This window comes from Microbispora hainanensis, assembly GCF_036186745.1.
In the GTDB taxonomy this organism is placed as follows: Bacteria; Actinomycetota; Actinomycetes; order Streptosporangiales; family Streptosporangiaceae; genus Microbispora.
On record NZ_CP108086.1, the window covers coordinates 2,907,394 to 2,925,186 of the forward strand.

20 protein-coding genes are annotated in these 17,793 nt (G+C 67.9%); 8 read left to right on the forward strand and 12 right to left on the reverse strand.

Annotated elements, in window-relative coordinates:
• Positions 1-156 precede the first annotated feature (156 nt).
• The 3 genes from OHB01_RS13645 to OHB01_RS13655 form a co-directional block, all read right to left on the reverse strand.
• Entirely contained in the window at positions 157-1,251 is a 1,095-nt protein-coding gene (locus OHB01_RS13645; RefSeq protein ID WP_205830248.1) for a helix-turn-helix domain-containing protein, read from the reverse strand.
• A gap of 332 nt (positions 1,252-1,583) precedes the next feature.
• Complete coding sequence (locus OHB01_RS13650) at positions 1,584-2,828, reverse strand: IS256 family transposase (protein WP_328855845.1); 1,245 nt, start codon at positions 2,826-2,828, stop codon at positions 1,584-1,586.
• 397 nt (positions 2,829-3,225) lie between these two features.
• Positions 3,226-4,599, reverse strand: a complete 1,374-nt coding sequence (locus OHB01_RS13655) for an IS1380 family transposase (protein ID WP_260617572.1) — start codon at positions 4,597-4,599, stop codon at positions 3,226-3,228.
• 461 nt (positions 4,600-5,060) lie between these two features.
• Between OHB01_RS13655 and OHB01_RS13660 the strand changes: the two genes are divergently transcribed.
• Complete coding sequence (locus OHB01_RS13660) at positions 5,061-6,059, forward strand: Fic family protein (protein WP_328855458.1); 999 nt, start codon at positions 5,061-5,063, stop codon at positions 6,057-6,059.
• 268 nt (positions 6,060-6,327) lie between these two features.
• Here OHB01_RS13660 and OHB01_RS13665 read toward each other — a convergent pair whose 3' ends face one another.
• Both OHB01_RS13665 and OHB01_RS13670 read right to left on the reverse strand, forming a co-directional pair.
• The gene (locus OHB01_RS13665; RefSeq protein ID WP_142647984.1) at positions 6,328-6,783 is read right to left on the reverse strand and encodes a hypothetical protein; all 456 of its coding nucleotides are present in this window, start codon (positions 6,781-6,783) and stop codon (positions 6,328-6,330) included.
• Between the two features lie 464 nt (positions 6,784-7,247).
• A complete protein-coding gene (locus tag OHB01_RS13670; protein ID WP_168065954.1) occupies positions 7,248-7,388 on the reverse strand; it encodes a hypothetical protein in 141 nt (46 codons plus the stop codon).
• Positions 7,389-7,652: 264 nt separating this feature from the next.
• On the opposite strand from OHB01_RS13670, the gene OHB01_RS13675 reads away from it, so the two are divergent.
• The 3 genes from OHB01_RS13675 (at position 7,653) to OHB01_RS13685 (ending at position 9,150) form a co-directional block, all read left to right on the forward strand.
• Positions 7,653-8,159 carry a hypothetical protein gene (locus OHB01_RS13675; RefSeq protein ID WP_142647985.1) on the forward strand — a complete coding sequence of 169 codons (507 nt, stop codon included), beginning with the start codon at positions 7,653-7,655 and terminating at the stop codon, positions 8,157-8,159.
• A gap of 160 nt (positions 8,160-8,319) precedes the next feature.
• Complete coding sequence (locus OHB01_RS13680) at positions 8,320-8,628, forward strand: type II toxin-antitoxin system prevent-host-death family antitoxin (RefSeq protein ID WP_142647986.1); 309 nt, start codon at positions 8,320-8,322, stop codon at positions 8,626-8,628.
• Between the two features lie 3 nt (positions 8,629-8,631).
• Positions 8,632-9,150 (forward strand): type II toxin-antitoxin system RelE family toxin, encoded by a 519-nt coding sequence (locus OHB01_RS13685; RefSeq protein WP_142647987.1) that lies wholly within the window; start codon positions 8,632-8,634, stop codon positions 9,148-9,150.
• An 80-nt stretch (positions 9,151-9,230) separates the two neighbouring features.
• On the opposite strand, the gene OHB01_RS13690 is transcribed toward OHB01_RS13685, so the two are convergent.
• Complete coding sequence (locus OHB01_RS13690; RefSeq protein ID WP_142647988.1) at positions 9,231-9,896, reverse strand: TetR/AcrR family transcriptional regulator; 666 nt, start codon at positions 9,894-9,896, stop codon at positions 9,231-9,233.
• A 104-nt stretch (positions 9,897-10,000) separates the two neighbouring features.
• On the opposite strand from OHB01_RS13690, the gene OHB01_RS13695 reads away from it, so the two are divergent.
• Complete coding sequence (locus OHB01_RS13695) at positions 10,001-10,927, forward strand: SDR family NAD(P)-dependent oxidoreductase (protein ID WP_142647989.1); 927 nt, start codon at positions 10,001-10,003, stop codon at positions 10,925-10,927.
• Between the two features lie 430 nt (positions 10,928-11,357).
• On the opposite strand, the gene OHB01_RS13700 is transcribed toward OHB01_RS13695, so the two are convergent.
• From OHB01_RS13700 to OHB01_RS13710, 3 genes are all read right to left on the reverse strand, one after another.
• Positions 11,358-12,602: an IS110 family transposase gene (locus OHB01_RS13700; protein WP_328854139.1), complete on the reverse strand. Its 1,245-nt coding sequence runs from the start codon at positions 12,600-12,602 to the stop codon at positions 11,358-11,360.
• Positions 12,603-12,856: 254 nt separating this feature from the next.
• Entirely contained in the window at positions 12,857-13,492 is a 636-nt protein-coding gene (locus tag OHB01_RS13705) for a transcriptional regulator (protein WP_328855459.1), read from the reverse strand.
• Entirely contained in the window at positions 13,489-13,878 is a 390-nt protein-coding gene (locus tag OHB01_RS13710) for a DNA-binding protein (protein ID WP_142647991.1), read from the reverse strand. Before OHB01_RS13710 ends, OHB01_RS13705 begins: the two co-directional genes overlap by 4 nt.
• A gap of 58 nt (positions 13,879-13,936) precedes the next feature.
• On the opposite strand from OHB01_RS13710, the gene OHB01_RS13715 reads away from it, so the two are divergent.
• Positions 13,937-15,184: a PEP/pyruvate-binding domain-containing protein gene (locus tag OHB01_RS13715; RefSeq protein WP_328855460.1), complete on the forward strand. Its 1,248-nt coding sequence runs from the start codon at positions 13,937-13,939 to the stop codon at positions 15,182-15,184.
• 4 nt (positions 15,185-15,188) lie between these two features.
• On the opposite strand, the gene OHB01_RS13720 is transcribed toward OHB01_RS13715, so the two are convergent.
• Complete coding sequence (locus OHB01_RS13720; protein WP_142647993.1) at positions 15,189-15,560, reverse strand: DUF5997 family protein; 372 nt, start codon at positions 15,558-15,560, stop codon at positions 15,189-15,191.
• Between the two features lie 56 nt (positions 15,561-15,616).
• Here OHB01_RS13720 and OHB01_RS13725 point away from each other — a divergent pair, with 56 nt between their 5' ends.
• Entirely contained in the window at positions 15,617-16,351 is a 735-nt protein-coding gene (locus tag OHB01_RS13725) for a LysR family substrate-binding domain-containing protein (RefSeq protein ID WP_261985681.1), read from the forward strand.
• 33 nt (positions 16,352-16,384) lie between these two features.
• On the opposite strand, the gene OHB01_RS13730 is transcribed toward OHB01_RS13725, so the two are convergent.
• Positions 16,385-17,143: a siderophore-interacting protein gene (locus OHB01_RS13730; protein WP_328855461.1), complete on the reverse strand. Its 759-nt coding sequence runs from the start codon at positions 17,141-17,143 to the stop codon at positions 16,385-16,387.
• Entirely contained in the window at positions 17,140-17,358 is a 219-nt protein-coding gene (locus OHB01_RS13735; protein ID WP_328855462.1) for a hypothetical protein, read from the reverse strand. Before OHB01_RS13735 ends, OHB01_RS13730 begins: the two co-directional genes overlap by 4 nt.
• A gap of 28 nt (positions 17,359-17,386) precedes the next feature.
• Here OHB01_RS13735 and OHB01_RS13740 point away from each other — a divergent pair, with 28 nt between their 5' ends.
• Positions 17,387-17,785, forward strand: a complete 399-nt coding sequence (locus OHB01_RS13740; protein WP_142647996.1) for a MerR family transcriptional regulator — start codon at positions 17,387-17,389, stop codon at positions 17,783-17,785.
• Positions 17,786-17,793 lie beyond the last annotated feature (8 nt).

Sequence of the window (17,793 nt, forward strand, 5' to 3'; positions counted from 1 at the left end):
TGCAGTACTTGTCGACCTCTCTCGCCACGATGTGTGTAGTGGATAGCCTGGACAGACTGGCGCCGAGTACGTCCAGGCGATCAGCTTTAGCGAAGTGATGGATCACCATGGCATCGGCTACGAGCGGGGGCAAGGGTTCACCCGGACTAGCCAGAGTCATGGAGCATCATCCTCATCAGGCCTGAGCGGCAGATCTGCCGCGCTGTCGAGCTGTCCGTGCATCAACTCCAGTGCGCGCTTACTAGTGATCTGTCCTTCTCGGTACGCCGTCATCACGGCATGCGCGAAACTCGGTGGTACGCGAATCGCATCTAGGTCTGGCTGAGGCGTCCATCCCACGGAGTCCCGAAACTCCGCGAAGGTGGGGGGGTACGCACGAAATTTTTTCTCTTCGATTGCAGTTATGAGATCAGCCGCCCGAGCTTGTCGTAGAGCGAGACTCCACGATGTTCGATACTCGGCCGCGAGCTTCACAAGGACCGCTCGACTCGATTGCTCTGCCTCGCTGGCTCTACGGACGGCTTCTGCTGGTAGGAGGAGCTCTGCTGCAAAGGCATCTATCAACGCTTCGCGTTCCGTCCGAGAAGCGTTCACTCCTATATCTGTTGAGTATTCGTCGCCGATTATTAAGTGTCCGAGTTCATGAGCCGCGGTGCTGCGCCGCCGGCCAGGATCGCCATTAAGGCTCACCACGGCTGCTGCTATATCGCCATCAACAGCAGAAGCTCCGTCTCCTGGGAGGTCGGTCACCAGAACGTATTGACCGCAGCGCTCGCACAGGTCGGCCAGGGATTGAATGGCAGCGATCCCCAGACCTAGGTCATCTCTCAGCCAGTTAGCGGCCTCGACTGCGGCGGCGGGGCCGTCGATCTCAGCGGGGTACCGTCTAAGCGGCTTCGGATGAAGGGTGCCTAGCGACATGAGCATCCGGATCTCGCGGATCCATGCGGCGAGTGCGCTATCGATGCGGTAAGAGGCCTGCGTCGCACCTGTTGCCGTGTCCTCGGCCAGAGGCGTGCGGTGCGACATGACTGCGGGTGGCGCATTGAGGAAATGGCCGATAGGCATGTCGAGTGCACGGGCCAGTCGAGAGAGCTCCAGCGCATCGAGCCGCCTCGAACCGGCCTCGATCTTGCTGATCATGGTCCTGTCAAGATCGGTTCGCTGGGCAAGCTGCTCTTGCGACAGCCGCATGGCCAGTCGCGCTTCGCGGACTCGCTCCCCGATCTCGTTCCAGTCGAGCGTGCTCATAGTGCGATAATCGCACACCGCCAGGTAGTCTTACAGGAGTCATGGGCATCTGGGGGATAACCTTTCCCAGGGATGAGATGAGCCCTTGACTCTTGACGCTGAGCGTTCAGGGCCCCTACCGGATCCGCGCCACCTGGGATGGCGCCCCATGCAGTGCGAGTGACTTCCTGTGACGTCCTCGCATGGATCGGCTTGTGCTCTATGGGATCACCATGCGGAGGCGGTGCTTCAGCGGCTACCAGGAGGCTGATATCGGTGCGAGTGTAGGCGCCGATGGCCGCGTCCAAGATCGTGGTGTATGAGATTCGACCACTCTGCGATCTAGTTTCTATTTAAGCAGCAATCGCATCAATCGTCACATTATCATCACTGATGTCTTCGGTTTCTCTTTTCTCGGCGGCTTTGCGACAGTCCGCGAGGATTTCCAGGCCGAGGTAGCGGCGGCCTTCGGTCCACTCGTCGTGCTGCTCGGCCAGCACCGCGCCCACCAGCCGGACGATCGCGTCACGATTGGGGAAGATGCCGACCACGTCGGTGCGGCGGCGGATCTCCTTGTTCAACCGCTCCTGGGGGTTGTTGGACCAGATCTGCCGCCACACGGCCTTGGGATAGACGGCGAAGGCCAAGATGTCCTCGCGTGCTTCATCCAGATGGGTGGCGGCCTTGGGATACCGGTCTTCGAGCGCCTGTACGACGTGGCGGTGCTGCGCCCGCACCGAGGCGGCGTCGGGCTGCTCGAAGACGGTGCGCAGCATGGTGGCCACCCACGGCTGGGCCGTCTTCGGAACGCAGGTCGACAGGTTGCGCGCGTAATGCGCGCGACACCTCTGCCAGGAGGCGCCGGGCAGCGTAGAGCCGATCGCGTCCCGCAGTCCGGCATGGCAATCGGAGATGACCAGGCTCACCCCGGACAGGCCCCGGGCGACCAGGCCACGCAGGAACGCCAGCCAGCCCGCTCCATCCTCGCTGGAGACGACGTCGATACCGAGGATCTCCCGGTGGCCGTCGGCGTTGACGCCGGTCGCGACCAGGGCGTGCACGTTGACCGTCCGCCCGCCTTCCCGCACCTTCTGGGTCAAAGCGTCGATCCACACGAACGTATACGGCCCGGCATCCAACGGCCGGTTACGGAACTCGGTCACCATCTGATCCAGTTCCCGGGACATCACGCTGACCTGCGACTTGGACAGCTTGGTCACCCCGAGTTGCTCGGCCAGCCGTTCCACCCGCCGGGTCGAGACGCCCAATAGGTAAGAGGTCGCCACCACCGAGGCCAGCGCCCGCTCGGCGCGCCGCTGCCGCTCCAGCAGCCACTCCGGGTAGTACGATCCCTGCCGCAGCTTGGGGATGGCCAACTCGACCGTGCCCGCGCGGGTGTCCCACTCCCGCCGCCGGTAGCCGTTACGGGAGTTGGTGCGCTGGTCGGACACCTCGCCGTAGCCGGCGCCGCAGCGCTGCTCGACCTCGGCATCCATCATCATCTGCGCCATCCGCACGACCATCTCGCGCAGTACGTCAGGCGAGGCCTGCATCAGCGTCTCGTCGAACCAGTCGCCCTCAGCAGGCAGAATGTCCATAGCGGCCACTTCTCGTTCTCCTTCTTATGCCTTCGACAGCTGTGAAGGATCGCGGAGTGGCCGCCCTCATGTCACGTCGATCTTCCCTAACAGGCATCCAGGTGACGAGTCTGTTCAAACCCGTACACCACTCCCATGGACGCTAACGCGCCGATGTCCGGGGGGTCTCGGAGTTGGCGCTTGGGAATGACTTATTGCTTGAAGTGAACTGCTACCACCAGCAATATCTCTTTAGCCTCGATCTTTCGTGCCTATCCGGTGGCTTGCTGAGCGGTTCGGCTGGAGTGTGAAATCGCGGCCGTGGTCAGGGTGGTGGCCCGGCTGTCGCGCCGGGTGGGCGGGGTTCCACGGGCCCGCGGGGTGTCCTTCCTGGGTTGTCGGGGCGGCTTGGTGCTGGTCAGGTCGGTGCCGGTAGTGCCTGGAGCCGGGTGATGGCGGTGACCAGTTGGCCGGCCCAGGGCCAGGATGCGGCCACACGTAGGCGGAGGCGCCGGCCGCCGCGGACCAGGCGGGCGGCGACGGCGAACAGGCGAAGCCGCAGGCGTTTCGGTTCGTAACGGCGGGCCGGTCCGTCGAGGGCGAGCATCTGCATCCAGGCGAGGAGTTCGCAGGCCAGGGCGACGATCTCGCACCAGATCTGGTTCTGGGTGAAGTCGTGCAGGGGCAGGTTGCGCAGCCCGGTGTCCTTGGCGGCGCGGATGCGGTCTTCGCAGCGGGCGCGGCGGCGGTGCCGTAGTTCCAGGTCGGCGAGCTGACCTCGCTTGGTGTTGGTGACGAAGCAGGTGAAGCGGTGCCCGTCGATGTCGGTGAAGCGCAGCTGCGCGCCCGGGTGCGGGCGTTCCTTGCGCACGATCAGGCGCATTCCCTTCGGCCAGCCGTCCAGCTTCACCATGCCGGTGAGCTCGGCGACCCACGCACCCGGCCGGACCTGGCCCTCGGCGTCGTAGGCGGGCGTCCACGCCTGCTCGGGCAGAGCAAGGATCGCGGCCTGGGCCTCTTCGGTGAGGGTGAACCCGATCGAGTAGGACAGCCGCCGTCCGGGCCGGGTCAGCCAGGACAGGAACTCGTGGGTGCCGCCGCCGGAGTCGGTGCGGATCAGCGCCTGACGGCGGCGGTGCTTGGGGAGCTGGGCCAGTGCCAGGCGGGTCGCGGTGATGTGGTCGGCGGCGGTGTTGGACCCGGCGTTGCCGGGCCGCAGCACGATCGCCAAGGGTTCCCCGCCGCCACCCGCTCCGTGGTCGGCGAAGACTGTCATCGGGTGGAACCCGAAGGTCTTCTTCCAGGTCGGCGCGGCCTGGTCCTTGTCGGAGTGGGCGATGACGATGGTCGCGTCGATGTCCAGGGGGATTAGTTCACCGTCGGTGCCGGGGGCGTGGGTGCCGGCCAGGGCCCATGCCCGCTGGCGGGCTGTGGTGCGGGCGGTGCGGATCGCCTTCAATGCGCGGACGGGGTCGGCGGCCAGGCGGTCGATCAGCCGGGACACGGTCGGATCGGAGGCGATCGAGCCGAACACCTCCGGCTGGGTGCGCAGCATCGCGATGTCGGCCAGGCAGTCCCCGCCCAGTGCCAGCGTGAGGGCCAGATCGGCGATGATCTTGCCGGGGTCGTGCACGGCCCGGGACGGCCTCCATCGTTCCAGCTGCGCCGACAGCTCCTTGCCCAAGCCCGTGACCCGCAGCGTCTCCAGCAGCAGCAGTCCACCGGCCTGGGAGACGAGACCCGAGCCGTCGGCGGACACCATGATCTTGCGCGGGGACACGATAGTCTTCACTTGGAAAGTGCCTTCTGAACTGGTGCGGACAGGACCTTAGACAAGCCCGATCCTTCCAGCTCAAAGGCACTTTTCTCATGTAAACGATCAAGCTCACTGAAATCCGCCGCGAAAGCCCGAGGTTAAGGTGCCCAACGGCTACTGCGGCATCGGCGGAACCGGTGTCAACGCGGGTGACCCTTCAGCCTGGTGCCCGACTGGGCTGACAACCTCTTCGGAGGAGTAAGCCGGGGAGACCTCCGGACGGTGGTCAGGCCTGCTCCGAGGTCTCATTGTGGGCCGAGGATCCCTGTCGGGAGGGCGATGTCACCCAGGTGCCTGGCCGCTCCGACGTCTGGCTCTGCTTGGGCGTGGCGCGGCGAGTTGTTCGGTTCGATTGATTAAGCCGAGGCGAACAACTGGAGCGAATTTGTTCGGTACAGTTACATCGGCTGAGCCGAACAAAACCACGGGAGGCGCTGGTGTCGGGACCGGGGAGGCCGTCCAGAGCGACCGTGTATCAGCGCCTTGACGAGGCCCTTCGAGAGCTTCGGGACCGCTTGGGCGGGTTGCCCTCGCCCGCCGAGGCGGAGGACATCTGGTCTGACATCTGGCACCAGGAGGCCCACAACAGTACTGCGATCGAGGGCAACACGCTTGTCTTGCAGGAGGTGGAGAAGCTCCTCGAGGAAGGTCGGGCGGTAGGCGCGAAGCCGCTCAGGGACTACATGGAGGTGAGGGGGTACGGCGATGCTGCGAAGTGGGTGTATGGGCAGGCACTGGAGCCGGGAGACTGGCAGAACGGAGACCTCATCACGCTCCAGGAGGTTCGTCAGATACACCACACCGCCATGTCGCTCGTGTGGGCCGTAGATCCCCACCCGCATGCCACCCCCGCCGAGGGGCCGGGGAACTTCCGACAGCACGAGATCGCCAAGTTCCCCGGGGGCATGAAGCCGCCGTCATGGCCGGAAGTCGACTCTCAGATGCGGGACTGGGTGAAGACGGTCGATGGCCTTGAAGACGAGTCCGACGAAGCCCTCCCCGAACGCTTGGCGCGAATACATAACCGATTCGAGCAGATACACCCGTTCCTCGACGGCAACGGACGGACGGGCCGTCTGGTGCTCAACTTGGTACTTTGCAGAATCGGATATCCGCCCGCGATTATCTACAAGCGCGATCGCGACAAGTACCTTCAGGCGATGCGCCGAGCTGACAATGACGAGTTCGGCCCGTTGGGTGAACTCATCGCACGCAGTGTGACGACAAATTTGTACCGCTTCGTCATGCCGGCGGTGGCCGGTCCGGTCAAGCTTGTCCCACTACCCGCTCTGGCCACGCGGGACGTCACCGAGAACGCACTTCGCGTGGCCGCCGCACGGGGGCGACTCCGTGCGGTCAAGGGGGACGACGGCATGTGGCGTAGCAGCAAGAAGTGGGTGAACGACTACCTCAAGTCGAGGCATCGTAGGTCGTGACGCGTCTGCTGATCAGAAGCGAAAACCACTCCGATAGTGCATCCAGCAACGGTCACTGCGGCCTCGGCGGCACCGGTGTGAGCTGCCCCGTCGGCCTCACCGCTGGCGAGGCCTGACCTGCGCTAACTGACTGATCCTGGTCCTCGATCGCCCGGCAAGCCCGGTGCCGATCGAGGGCCAGAGTCGTTTTCGGCATGGGCCCCGCGTTTTAGCTCGGCGGGACAATCGCCCTGAGCAGCGCACATCCGGCACGCAAGCCGTCTGTCTGTCACAGTTCAGACGATGGCCAGGGGGAGATGCTCTGGGCCGGATCGTCGTCGATCGAGACCTCACGGCGTACACACGCGTAGTCCTGGCAGAGCAGAGAGTCCGGTTCGAGATGCAGGGCCGTGAACGGGGTCTGGGCCATGACGGCTTCGTCCGGTTCGATGGCGAAGCCGGTTCGCACTACTTCGCTGTCCCACTGCTCGCCGGTGATCGTGGTGAAGGCGAGGCTGCTCCCGGTCTGCCGCCAGTCGCCCGAGGCGTGCCACTCGTAACGTAGTTCCAGGACGTTCGCTGCCGGGCAGCACCAGCGAAACCGGCTCACCTCGATCCCGCCGGCCAGGTTGGCCCAGGCGGCCCAACCACGGCCGTCTTGGAGGAAGGCCAGCCAGCAGGTCTCCAGCGCCCCGTAGTCATAGGGCACGCTGTCCCATACGCCGACCAGGTCGCTGTGATCCATGATCTGCAGGATCGCACGAACCGCGGTCAGGCCCCGGCAGGGTGCCGAGCATCGCCAGGACGTGCCGGACGGCTGCCGCGACCTCGACGTGTTCTGCAGGGCCGGCCTGACCTGCGATAACTGGCACGCTGGGCTGGTGTTCCGAACTAGATTGCCGACGTGGGTAGCACAAAGGCCGACGCCGTCACCTTCTCGGACCTGTCGAGGAATCCGGATCATGACCGCCTGGGGGATCTGGTGGCGGGTCTTCGAGAGATCCATGGTCCGGTGACCGAGGAGGAGTTGGCGCCGGCGCGAGCAGAGTGGCCGGGCATGTGAAGCAGCGGAAGCGGCTACGCCTGCGCGAGCACGGCACCTCGTTCTCGGCAACGAAGGTCTTTCACCGGCGGCGACCGGCAGAGCGATGGACGTGCGTGCCGCGCATCTGGACAGCCGGCGTGTTCTCGCGTCCGCTTCGCTGCTGTCTAGGTGAGATGCCGGTCGTGATGGACGCCGAGGTCTGCCGGCCCTTGTAGCGCACCGATGAGGGCGGCGAGGTGCCGGGGAAGCGCGAGCTCGTTGAGGGGCTTCTCGACGTCGTCCTCCGCTTCGTTGTGGAAGTCCATGTCCCAAGTGTGGGCGCAGAGCTGGCGGGACGGACGGCTCTCCATTCCCAGGGGTAAAAATTGTCGCTCGAAGCGAAGTGATACCACCACGGCCGGACTGTCGGCGAAGCCGGAAGCGTACTCCTGAAGGCGGCAGAGTTGCCGAAATTTCCTTCTTCGTCATGGCTCGGTCTCCAGATCGCCAGGTAATCGTGCCTGGCTGTCCATCCTCCCTTTTCGTACGTTTTGGGGTGATGTGCCACATCGATCAAGGCGAGGGATCGTATGGCGACGTACACGGAGAGTGGGGGAGGGTCCGCCGCCACAGTGTGGGCGCGGCTTCGGTCGCGGTTCGCCAGGCAGGCGAAACTCACTGAGGAAACGCTGCGGGCCGTCGAGGAGGCGCGCTCTGCCGCCGCGGCCGCCAGGGAGGCATCGGAGAGGGCGGCGGAAGCAGCCGCGGAAACCCACGCCGCCATCCTGAACTACCTGAACGGTGCCGCGACGGAAACGAAGGGCGAGCCCCGGGGCACTCGCGAAGAAGAGCTCGGAAAGCTGTTCTGTGCCTATTTGGAGAAGGGACGTTGGCGGAACATATGGGTCCCCAAGATGCTGACGGATCTGGAAGATGAGGCCATCGAACTCCACCGGGGTGTTCTCCTGGCCGTCGAAACCATCCGCTCGGCCGATAGGGAAGAGAAAGACGCCATCTCCCCCGGGCAGATGAAAGTGCTCTCGGACTGGGAGAAGCGAGCGCTTGAGCTGGAAGGTGATCAACACCAGTCTGAGTGATGGCGGTCTCGAAGGCCAGGTTGGGTACCTATGGCGTGCGTCGAGTGCTTCGCAGTGGGGTGCGGCGTGAGAAGAGACAGGTCGACGCTGGTCGCCGGGCGAGGGCTTTCCCGGAAGGGCGGCACTGCTTGTTCTCTATAGATTTCTGCACAGTAGTTGCATGACCGTGCTGCACGAAGCTGCCGAGTTGAGCGTCACAGAAGCGGCCCAGCGTGGGGTGGCCCGTCTGGTCGCCGATGCTGAGCGTGGGACGGATCTGGTGGTGACCCGTCGGCGTCAGCCGGTGGCGGCCGTCGTCGGTATTCGTCGCCTGCAAGAGCTGGAGGAGGCCGCCGCCGATCTCAGGGATCTGGCGCTCGTGCTCGCACGCTCGGTGACCGACACCGGAGAGCGCGTTCCGCTCGATGACGTGCTCTCCGCTTTCGGGCACACGCGAGAGTCGCTGGCCGCGTTGCCGGACGACGAGTAGCCCGTGTCCGACGTCGTCTTCACGGCACCGGCGGTCGATGACCTGCGGCGGATCGGCCCTGATGCCGCGACGAAGGTGCTGAAACAGATTCTTCTGCTGCTGGAGAATCCGGAGGCAGGCTACCCGCTGGGCGGGGAGTCGACCGGCTTTCGCAAGCTCGTGGTCGGGCGTAACACATGGCGGGTCGTCTATCGCATCACGGACGACAAGTCGATCGAGATCTGCGCAATATGGGCTGTGGGCGAGAGAGCCGATGGTGAGGTCTACGCCGAGGCCACAGCCAGGGTCCGTGCCGCCGGCACAGGGCGTCCGGAGGTAGTGCTCCCAGGCCAGATCATCGATCGCCTGGGGGCGCCGGCCGAGCATATTCGCGTCGAGCAACCGCCTCCCAGGAAGCCCGTGCCGGATTGGCTCGCGGACCGCCTCATCTACACCGTCGGTATGTCCCGCGAGGACGTCGCCGCTCTCGACTCGCAGCAGGCGGTCGACCTTTGGGCCGAGTTCCGATCCAACCCGCGCTAACCGCGACGAGGCTGGGGTGCGGCGCACGGTCTATGCCGACGACGAGCGCCCGGGCGAGTGCTGGGCAGGGGCACAGCGGGTCAGGGGCGGGGGAGCACGCCCAGGAGGGTGGCGGTCAGGGCGAGCTTCAAGGAGTCCTTCAAATCGAAGTGGAAGCGGGCCAGGTCGGGTTCGGCCTGATAGGCCGCCTGCAGGCTGGGCGGGGGTGTGCTGTACGCCGACAGCGCGCCGGCCAAGACCATGGTCTGCAGGCTGAGCAGGGTCGCGTTCTCGCCCAGCTCCGGCAGGTGCTTGCGGAGCAGGGCGGCCATGGTCGTCAGGCGTTCCAGGGAGGCGCGCTTGTAGCGGGCCACGACCTCGACGGAGACGTTGTGTTCCAGCACACTGCCCTGCGCGCCGAAGAGGTCGCACAGCACCGCCCGGCCGGAGAGTGAGCGGCTGAGGATCTCGGCCACAGCTTCCGCCCGCTCGGCCATGGGCTGGTTCGCGTCGACGTCGGCGGCCAGCTCGGTCGCCAGGTCGGCCAGCCACTCCTGCAGAAAGCGGTCGAGCAGTTCCAGCAGCACCGCCTCGCGCGACTCGAAGTAGCGCAGCACGTTCGGCTTGGCCAGGCCGACCCGACGGCTGAGCTCGTTCAGGGTGACCGCGGCCACGGGCATCTCGTCGAGCATCGCCGACGCGGTGTCGAGGATCGCCCGCCGGCGGATCTCCCGCTGCTCTTCGGTTCGCGCCCGCTGGAATCCCACGCCCGCCAGTCTAATTTAAGTACCCCTGGTACGTTGACAACGTACCGAGGGTACCTTAGCGTCATGCACAAGATACCTTCGGTACGTTACCTAGGGAGCCTCGCATGGGCGAGAAGTGGACGACAGCCAACATCCCCGACCAGCGCGGACGGGTGGCCGTGGTGACCGGGGCCAACACCGGGCTGGGGTTCGAGACGGCCAAGGCGCTCGCCGAGCGCGGGGCGGCCGTGGTGCTCGCCGTACGCGACGTCGGGAAGGGTGAGCGGGCCGCGGCCCGCATGACCGGCGACGTGAGCGTGCAGGCGCTCGACCTGACCTCGCTCGACTCCGTCCGCGCCGCGGCGGCGGCGCTGCGGTCGCGGTTCGACCGGCTCGACCTGCTGATCAACAACGCCGGCGTGATGTACACCCCGAAGCAGACCACCCGGGACGGCTTCGAGATGCAGTTCGGCACCAACCACCTCGGCCACTTCGCGCTCACCGGGCTGCTGCTGGACCTGATGCTGCCGGTGCCCGGTTCGCGCGTGGTCACGGTCAGCAGCATCGGCCACCGCGTGCGGGCCGCGATCCACTTCGACGACCTGCAGTGGGAGCGGTCGTACGGCCGGGTCGCCGCCTATGGCCAGTCGAAGCTGGCCAACCTGATGTTCACGTACGAGCTGCAGCGCCGGCTCGCCGCGCACGGCACCACCATCGCGGTGGCCGCGCACCCCGGCGTGTCCAGCACCGAGCTCGCCCGCAACACCCCCGCGGCCTTCCGGCTTCCGATCACCTGGCTCGCGCCGCTGATCACCCAGACGCCGGCCATGGGCGCGCTGCCGACCCTGCGTGCCGCCACCGACCCGGCGGTGCTCGGCGGCCAGTATTACGGTCCCGGCGGGCGCATGGAGATCATGGGCCACCCCCGGCTGGTCACCTCCAGCCCGGAGTCGTACGAGATGGCCGTGCAGCGGCGGCTGTGGGCCGTCTCCGAAGACCTCACCGGGGTGAGATTTCCCGTCGCCGAGCCCGAGCACGTCATCACGATGTAGTCCGCGCTCCCCGTTTCGTCAGTCGACCAGGCCGGCGCGGTAGGCGGCGATGGCCACCTGTACGCGGTTGGTGACGGCGAGCTTGTCGAACAGGTGAGAGATGTGGCTTTGACCTCGCTCATGTGCAGGCGGGTGGCGATCTCGGTATTGGAGTGGCCGAGTCCGACCTCGGCGAGCACCTTGACGCGTGACCACCGGAAACGGCCAGGGGCGCCTATCGCCTCGTCCAGGAGGGACCAACGCGCACAAACACGCCCCCCGGGGCTCTCTCGCTCACCGTCGTCGCGACCGCGATCACCGTGCAGGGCTGGCGGCACGCGGGCCTGCTGGTCCGGGGGGCACAGGGCGTCGTGCTGTCGGGACTGCTCGCCCTCGTCTGGTTCTGCGGGCACTGGAACCTGCTCGGCCGGCACCTGTGATCCTCCCTGTGTCAACCTCCCGCCGTGTTCGGGGTGAGGAGGGCTGCTGCAGCGCCGTGTTTGGCGGGGTCGTAGGCGATGCCGTCGTTCCAGCATCGCCAGATCACCCGGATCCAGGCGCGGGCCAGGATGCGGACGGCGTGCGGGTGGTCTTTGCCTTCGGCGCGGGCGCGTTCGTAGATGGAGGCGGCCCAGGGGCTGGCGCGGCGGCTGTTGTCGGCGAAGGTCGTGATGGCGCGGCGCAAGCGCTTGTTGCAGGCCCATCGGAAGTGCACGGCGCGGTGCTTGCCGGACTGTTTGGTGACCGGTGTGCAGCCGGCCAGGGCCGCGACGGAGTCGGGTCCGGCGTAGGCTGCTCGGCAGTCGCCCCACTCGGCGAGCATCTGGGCGGCGTTGATCTGACCCGACCTTGGCAGCGACGTGAAGATCGCTCCGTCCGGATGCTCCCCGAGGTGGGCGGCGATCGAGCGATCCAGATCCTTGATCGCCCCAATCAGGGCTTTGAGCACGCCGACCAGGGCGATGACCGCGTCCCGCAACGCTTCGGTGAGCGCCTCGGCCGCGATCCCGGCCGGGGCGTGACGCAGCCGGGCCAGCAGCTCGGCGGGAGAGCGGCGGCCGCTGTAGCCGTGCTTGACCAAGAACGCGGCCATGCGCTTTTCGCCCAGGTGCGCGGCCGAGGCGGGGGTCGGGTAACGGGTGAGGAAGTCCAGCGCGATCGGCGAGGCCAGGTCGGCGAAGACGGCCTTGGCGCCCGGCCAGGAGGCATCCAGCAGCGCGGCGAGCTGGTTAGTGGCCGCCACCCGGGCCTCAACCAGGTCATCGCGCGTGCGCACCAGGGTGCGTACCGCCTTTGTCTGGTCGCTGAAGGGGGCGGCGACCTGGAGCTTGTGAAGGCGCAGGCGCAGGTATTCGGCGATCACCGCGGCGTCGCCGGCATCGGACTTGGCGCCCGACAGCACCTCACCGTCGCGCCAGGTCTTGATCGCGTTCGGTTTGACCGGGACGACGGGGTATCCGGCCTCCAGCAGCAGGTCGACCAGCCTGCCGTTGGGACGTTCGATCGCGATCGGGACAGCGGCCGGATCACCGAGCTTGGCCAGCCGGCCGATCAGCGAGGCGATGCCATTGGTGCTGTGCGCGATGACGAATTCAGCGGTGATCTTCCCGCTGTCGTCCATCACGCACACCGCGTGACTTTCCATGGCCCAGTCGATCCCGACGAACCACCGCGCCGGGGGCAGCGCAAGCGACACCTGAACTCCTTTGCCTGGCAGCGACGACCCGGCGAGGAGGCTGGCTACCGGGCGATCACTAACCGGCGCTCTGCGGCGCTACTCCCTGTTGCCGGTCTACAGCCTCGGGGAAGCCGGGGGCGGCGGCATCACAGTGGCCCTTCACGGGCGATCAACACAGGCCGTCACCCCGGCTCCCGCCGAGTCCCCTTCACGAGCAGCTTGCCACTGCCCGCAAGAAAGAGGGTGCCCTAGTGATCCAGGACGAGACGGGGTCAGGGGTGTTCGTGCCGCTTGAGGCCGAGCGTGGCGATGAGGTCTTCGTGGAGCTCGAACCAGACACGATGGCAGGAGTCCACGTCGGTCTGGTCGACCCAGGCCCCGTCCCCGGCTCGGGCGAGCGTCAGGGCCGCGGTGAACCGGGTGTCATATCCGCGGAACCGTGTGAGGACGCGCCCGAGCCGGTCGACGAGCGGTGTCAGCGCCCGGTCGACGCAGGCGAGCTCGTGAAGCACTCCGGCGTCCCAGGCCGGATCGGAGTGGTCGTTGACGGCGAGCCGATCGCCGGCGGTGGGCCGCAGTTGCCAGTCGGTGCAGGCCTGCAGCAGCAGAGCGTTGAGCGGCAGGAACGTGCGGTAGACGTCTCGGACCTCCTCGGTGCCGCCGACCCGGGTGAGCTCGGCCGCGAGTTGCCGCTCGTTTTCGGCCCGGCCCGCTTCGGTCAGCGACCAGCCTCCGGTGCCCGCGAAGGCGGTGTGCTCGACCCAGCCACGTGCCTCGGCGTCGTGCAGCACCTCCGTCGTCGTGGCCGCGTCGAGTCCGTACCGGCGGGCGATCACCGGGGTGTCCGCGAACCCGGTGACGCGTACGGCGTGCAGGACCAGGAGTTCGGGCGGGGAGTCGCGCGTCACGAGCCGGAGTCCTGTCGTGCGGTGAGGCGGGTGTAGTGCTGCTGGCACGCCTGAGGGGAGTTGAACCCCATCACCTGCGCCATCTGCGCCCAGGTCAGACCGGCACCACGGGCGATGAACAGCAGGGCGGACTCGAGTGCTTCGACCTCGGCGCGTGCGGCCGGCAGGAGGGCGAGCGCGCTCAGGATGTCGTCCGGTGCCAGGTCGGCGTTGCGCCAGACGGCGAACTGCACCAGGTCGACCGCCGACGGCGGGACGGGTGCGGGGCGCCACGGGCGGGCGTCGAGCTCGTCCGCGCCCAGGCTTAGCAGGCGTTCCCGCGCGTCCCGCTCACGCTGAGCCTGGACGTTGTCGGCATGCGCGCCGATGTCGTCCTTGCGATGCATGCGGCACATCCTGCACAATCAACAGATTGTTGTCAACAATCCGTTGAAGGGTGGCGCCGTGCTCGTACCTCTCCGGAGGAGTGTCACCGGCACCTGCGGGAGCAAGGCCGGCGCGCTCGGCGCGTTGCTCCGCGCGGGTCTGCCGGTGCCCGACGGCTTCGTCGTTCCGTTCGCCGCCTATCTCGACGCGGTCCGCGATCTGGACCTTGGACGGTTGACCGGCGAACCGGACGACGCGGCACGGCGGGTGATCGAGGCAGGGCCGGCGCCCTTGATCGACGCACTGGCACGCGCACTCGGCCGGCTCGGCGATCCGCCCGTGGCGGTGAGATCGTCGGCGGCGAAGGAGGACACCGCTCAGGCGTCGGCGGCGGGTCAGCACGACAGCTTCCTGGCCGTGCACGGTGCCGACGAGGTCGCCAGGGCCGTACGCGCCTGCTGGGCCTCGCTGTTCTCCCCACGGGCCATCGCCTATCGGGCCGCCTCGGGCCATGAGCCTTCCGGTGATCTCCTGATGGCCGTCATCGTCCAACGCCACGTGGACGCCGAGATATCCGGGGTCATGTTCACACCGGCGCACCCGGGCGAGGCGACCCGGATCGAGGCGTCGTGGGGGCTCGGCCCCAGCATCGTCGAGGGCAGGGTCACCCCTGACGCCTACCGCGTCGCCGGGGACGGGTCGGTCACCCGCACCGTCGCGGACAAGCGGCAGCGCCTCGACCGGCGCCTCGACCGGCGCCTCGATCGGCGCGGCACGCGGCTCGTCGTCCGCGACGTGCCCGCCGCCGCCCGGACCCGTCCGGTCATCGACGACACGACCGCCAGGCGGCTCGCCGAGCTGGGGAAACGGGTTTCCGACGCACTCGGCGGACCTCAGGACGTCGAGTGGGCGATCGAGGATGGCCGCACGTGGATCCTGCAGGCCCGGCCGATCACCGCCGCGCCCCCTCCTCCGATCCTTCCGTACGGCGCCCCGGGCGAGGCCACGCTCACCGGAGTGCCGGGCAGCCACGGGACCGTGACCGGCGCCGCGAGGATCGTGCGTGGTTACGGCGACTTCGCGCGCGTGCGTCCGGGCGACATCCTCGTCTGCCCCTTCACCGACCCCGCGTGGACGCCGCTGCTCCGCATCGCCGGGGGCGTGGTCACCGAGACCGGAGGCGTGCTCTCCCACGCCGCGATCGTCGCTCGCGAGCACGGCATCCCCGCCGTCCTCGGCGTTCCGGACGCGACGAGCAGGCTCCGCGACGACACCGTGATCACCGTTGACGGCACCACCGGCACCGTCACGACGGCGGACGCGTGAATGTCTAGCGCTGCTTGAGGCGGAGCGCTTCCTTGCGGACCTCGGCCTGGATGGCCCGCTCGCGCTCCAGCCACGGCGGGTTCTCCTCTTTCAGCGCCTCGATCTCGGCCGTGGTGAGCGGGCCGGTGATGCCCCCGCGGATCAGGCCGGAGATGGAGATCCTCAGCTTCGAGGCGATGACCTGCTTGGGGTGCGGGCCGTTGCGGCGCAGGTCGACGAGCCAGGCGGGCGGCTTGGCCTGCAGCTCGTTCAGCTCGTCGCGGGAGACGACACCCTCCTGGAACTCGGCGGGAGTGGCCGAGAGGAGCACACCCAGCTTCTTGGCCGCCGTGGCGGGCTTCATCGTCTGGATGGTCTTCGGCTTGGACGAGCTCATAAACGTCAAGCGTAGTCAGTCGGAGCGGGTTCCCATGCCATCGGTAGCCTGAGGAAGTGACTGATGGAGAGACCGGCAGGGTGTTCCGGCTGGCGTACGTGCCCGGGGTGACGCCCGCGAAATGGGTCAAGATCTGGGCCGAGAGGATCCCCGACGTGCCGGTCACCCTGGTCGCGGTTCCCGCCGCCGAGGTGGTGGGGCTCCTGCGTGACGGCGGCGCCGACGCCGCGTTCGCCCGGCTGCCGATCGACCGCGACGGGCTCAGTGTCATTCCTCTCTATGTGGAGACCACGGTGGTCGTGGTGCCCAAGGACCACGCGGTGGCCGCCGCCGACGAGGTGACCATCGCCGACCTCGCCGACGACGAGGTGTTCCATCCGCTGGACGACACCATCGAGTGGGCGGTCCGGCCCGGGCAGCCCGCGTTCACCCGTCCGGACACGACGGCCGACGCGGTCAAGCTGGTCGCGTCCGGCACCGGTCTGCTCGTGGTCCCGCAGTCGCTGGCCCGCCTCCATCACCGCAGGGATCTCACCTATCGGCCCGTGCTCGACGCGCCGCAGTCGCAGGTCGCGCTGACCTGGCCCGCGGACGCGACCACCGACCTGGTGGAGGACTTCATCGGCATCGTCCGCGGCCGTACGGTGAACAGCTCGCGGGGCCGCGCCCCCGCCGCCGCTCCCGCGGAGAAACCGGCACGGCGGCAGGCCCAGAAGCCCGCGCAGAACGGCTCCTCCGGCCGCCGGGGCGCGCCGGCCGGGCGTAAGAGGAGGGGCCACCGGCCGCGGTGACCTCCGGCCCCCGGCTCGTACGCGCAGCAGCGGTCAGTCCATGCCGCGCCGTCCGGGGGTCCAGAACGGTTTCACGACGACGGCCCTGCGCGGCCAGCCGCGTTCGCGGATGAGATGGAGCCGTACGGCCTGGCAACTGCGGGCCTCTCCGGCGAGGTACGCGACGCCCGGCGCGTCGGGAAGCTCCAGGGAGCGGACCATGTCGACCAGATGGGCAGGGTCGACCAGATGGGTAGGGTCGACGAGATGGCCAGGGTCGACCAGATGAGCGGGGTCGACGCGATCGGCCGGGCGGCAGCTCCATGTCAGGCGATCCGCATGGTTCAGCGGGAGATGGTCGCCGGGGCCCTCGACCGAGATCGCGCCGTGCACGATCGCGGACGGCGGCAGCGCCCGCAGCATGGCTCCGAAGGCCACGGTCGCGGTCTCGTCGCCGGCGAACAGGTGATAGCCCGCGTCCTCGCGGAGGACGAGCCGGCCGTCCGGCGAGGTGAGGGCCACCGGGTCGCCGACGCGTACCCGCCGCGACCACTGCGCTCCGGGCCCGGCGGACGGGTGGTCGAGTATGCACAGGTCGAGGCGGCCGGCGGCGGAGTAGTCCCAGATCGAGTAGGTGCGGAGCAACCCGCGCAGCCACGAGCGGGGCGAGCGGAGGTCGCCGACCCGCAGACGGATGTGCGTCCCCGGCGTCCAGGGCAGGTCGCGCAGGCCGGGGCCGGTGATCCGGATGCGGCGCATGCGCGCGGTGATCTGCTCGATCTCGGCGACCGTTCCGTGCAGGAACACGCTCATGGCGCCGCCTCCCAGCGCTCGCCCATGGGCAGGTCGACTACGGCCGGCGCGGGCCCGGCCAGGGCGATCGCGTCCGAGGCGGTGCCCGTGGTGCGGAACAGCGCGGAGAGCGGATCGTGCCCGTGGGCGTCGTGCACCGGCACCAGCACCTTCGCGCCGAGCGTGGAGGCCCCGGCCACGGCCTGGGCGGGGCCGGCGATTGCATGCTTGAGCATGCGGCCAACGGTGCCGGTTAATGTGCACATGAAGTCAAGCGACGAGCTGACCATCGGCGAGCTGGCGGACCGGTTCGGTCTGGCCACGCACGTGCTGCGCCACTGGGAGAGCATGGGGCTGATCGAACCCGCGCGGCGGGCGGGTGGTCGGCGCCGCTACGGACAGGACGCGCTGGTGCGCGTGGCGCTGATCCTGATGGGCAAGGAGGCCGGGCTCGGGTTGCGCGACCTGAGCGCCGTGCTGTCCGCCCCCGACCCGATGGACCACCGCGACCTGTTGCGCCGCCACGCCGCCGCGCTGGAGCAGCGCATCGAGCAGGCACGGGCGGCCAAAGACCTGATCGAGCACGCCCTCGACTGCCCGCACAGGTTCGCGGAGTGCGCGCACGCCCGCGAGCAGATCGCGGCGCGTATCCCACCCGGCTGAACCGGATG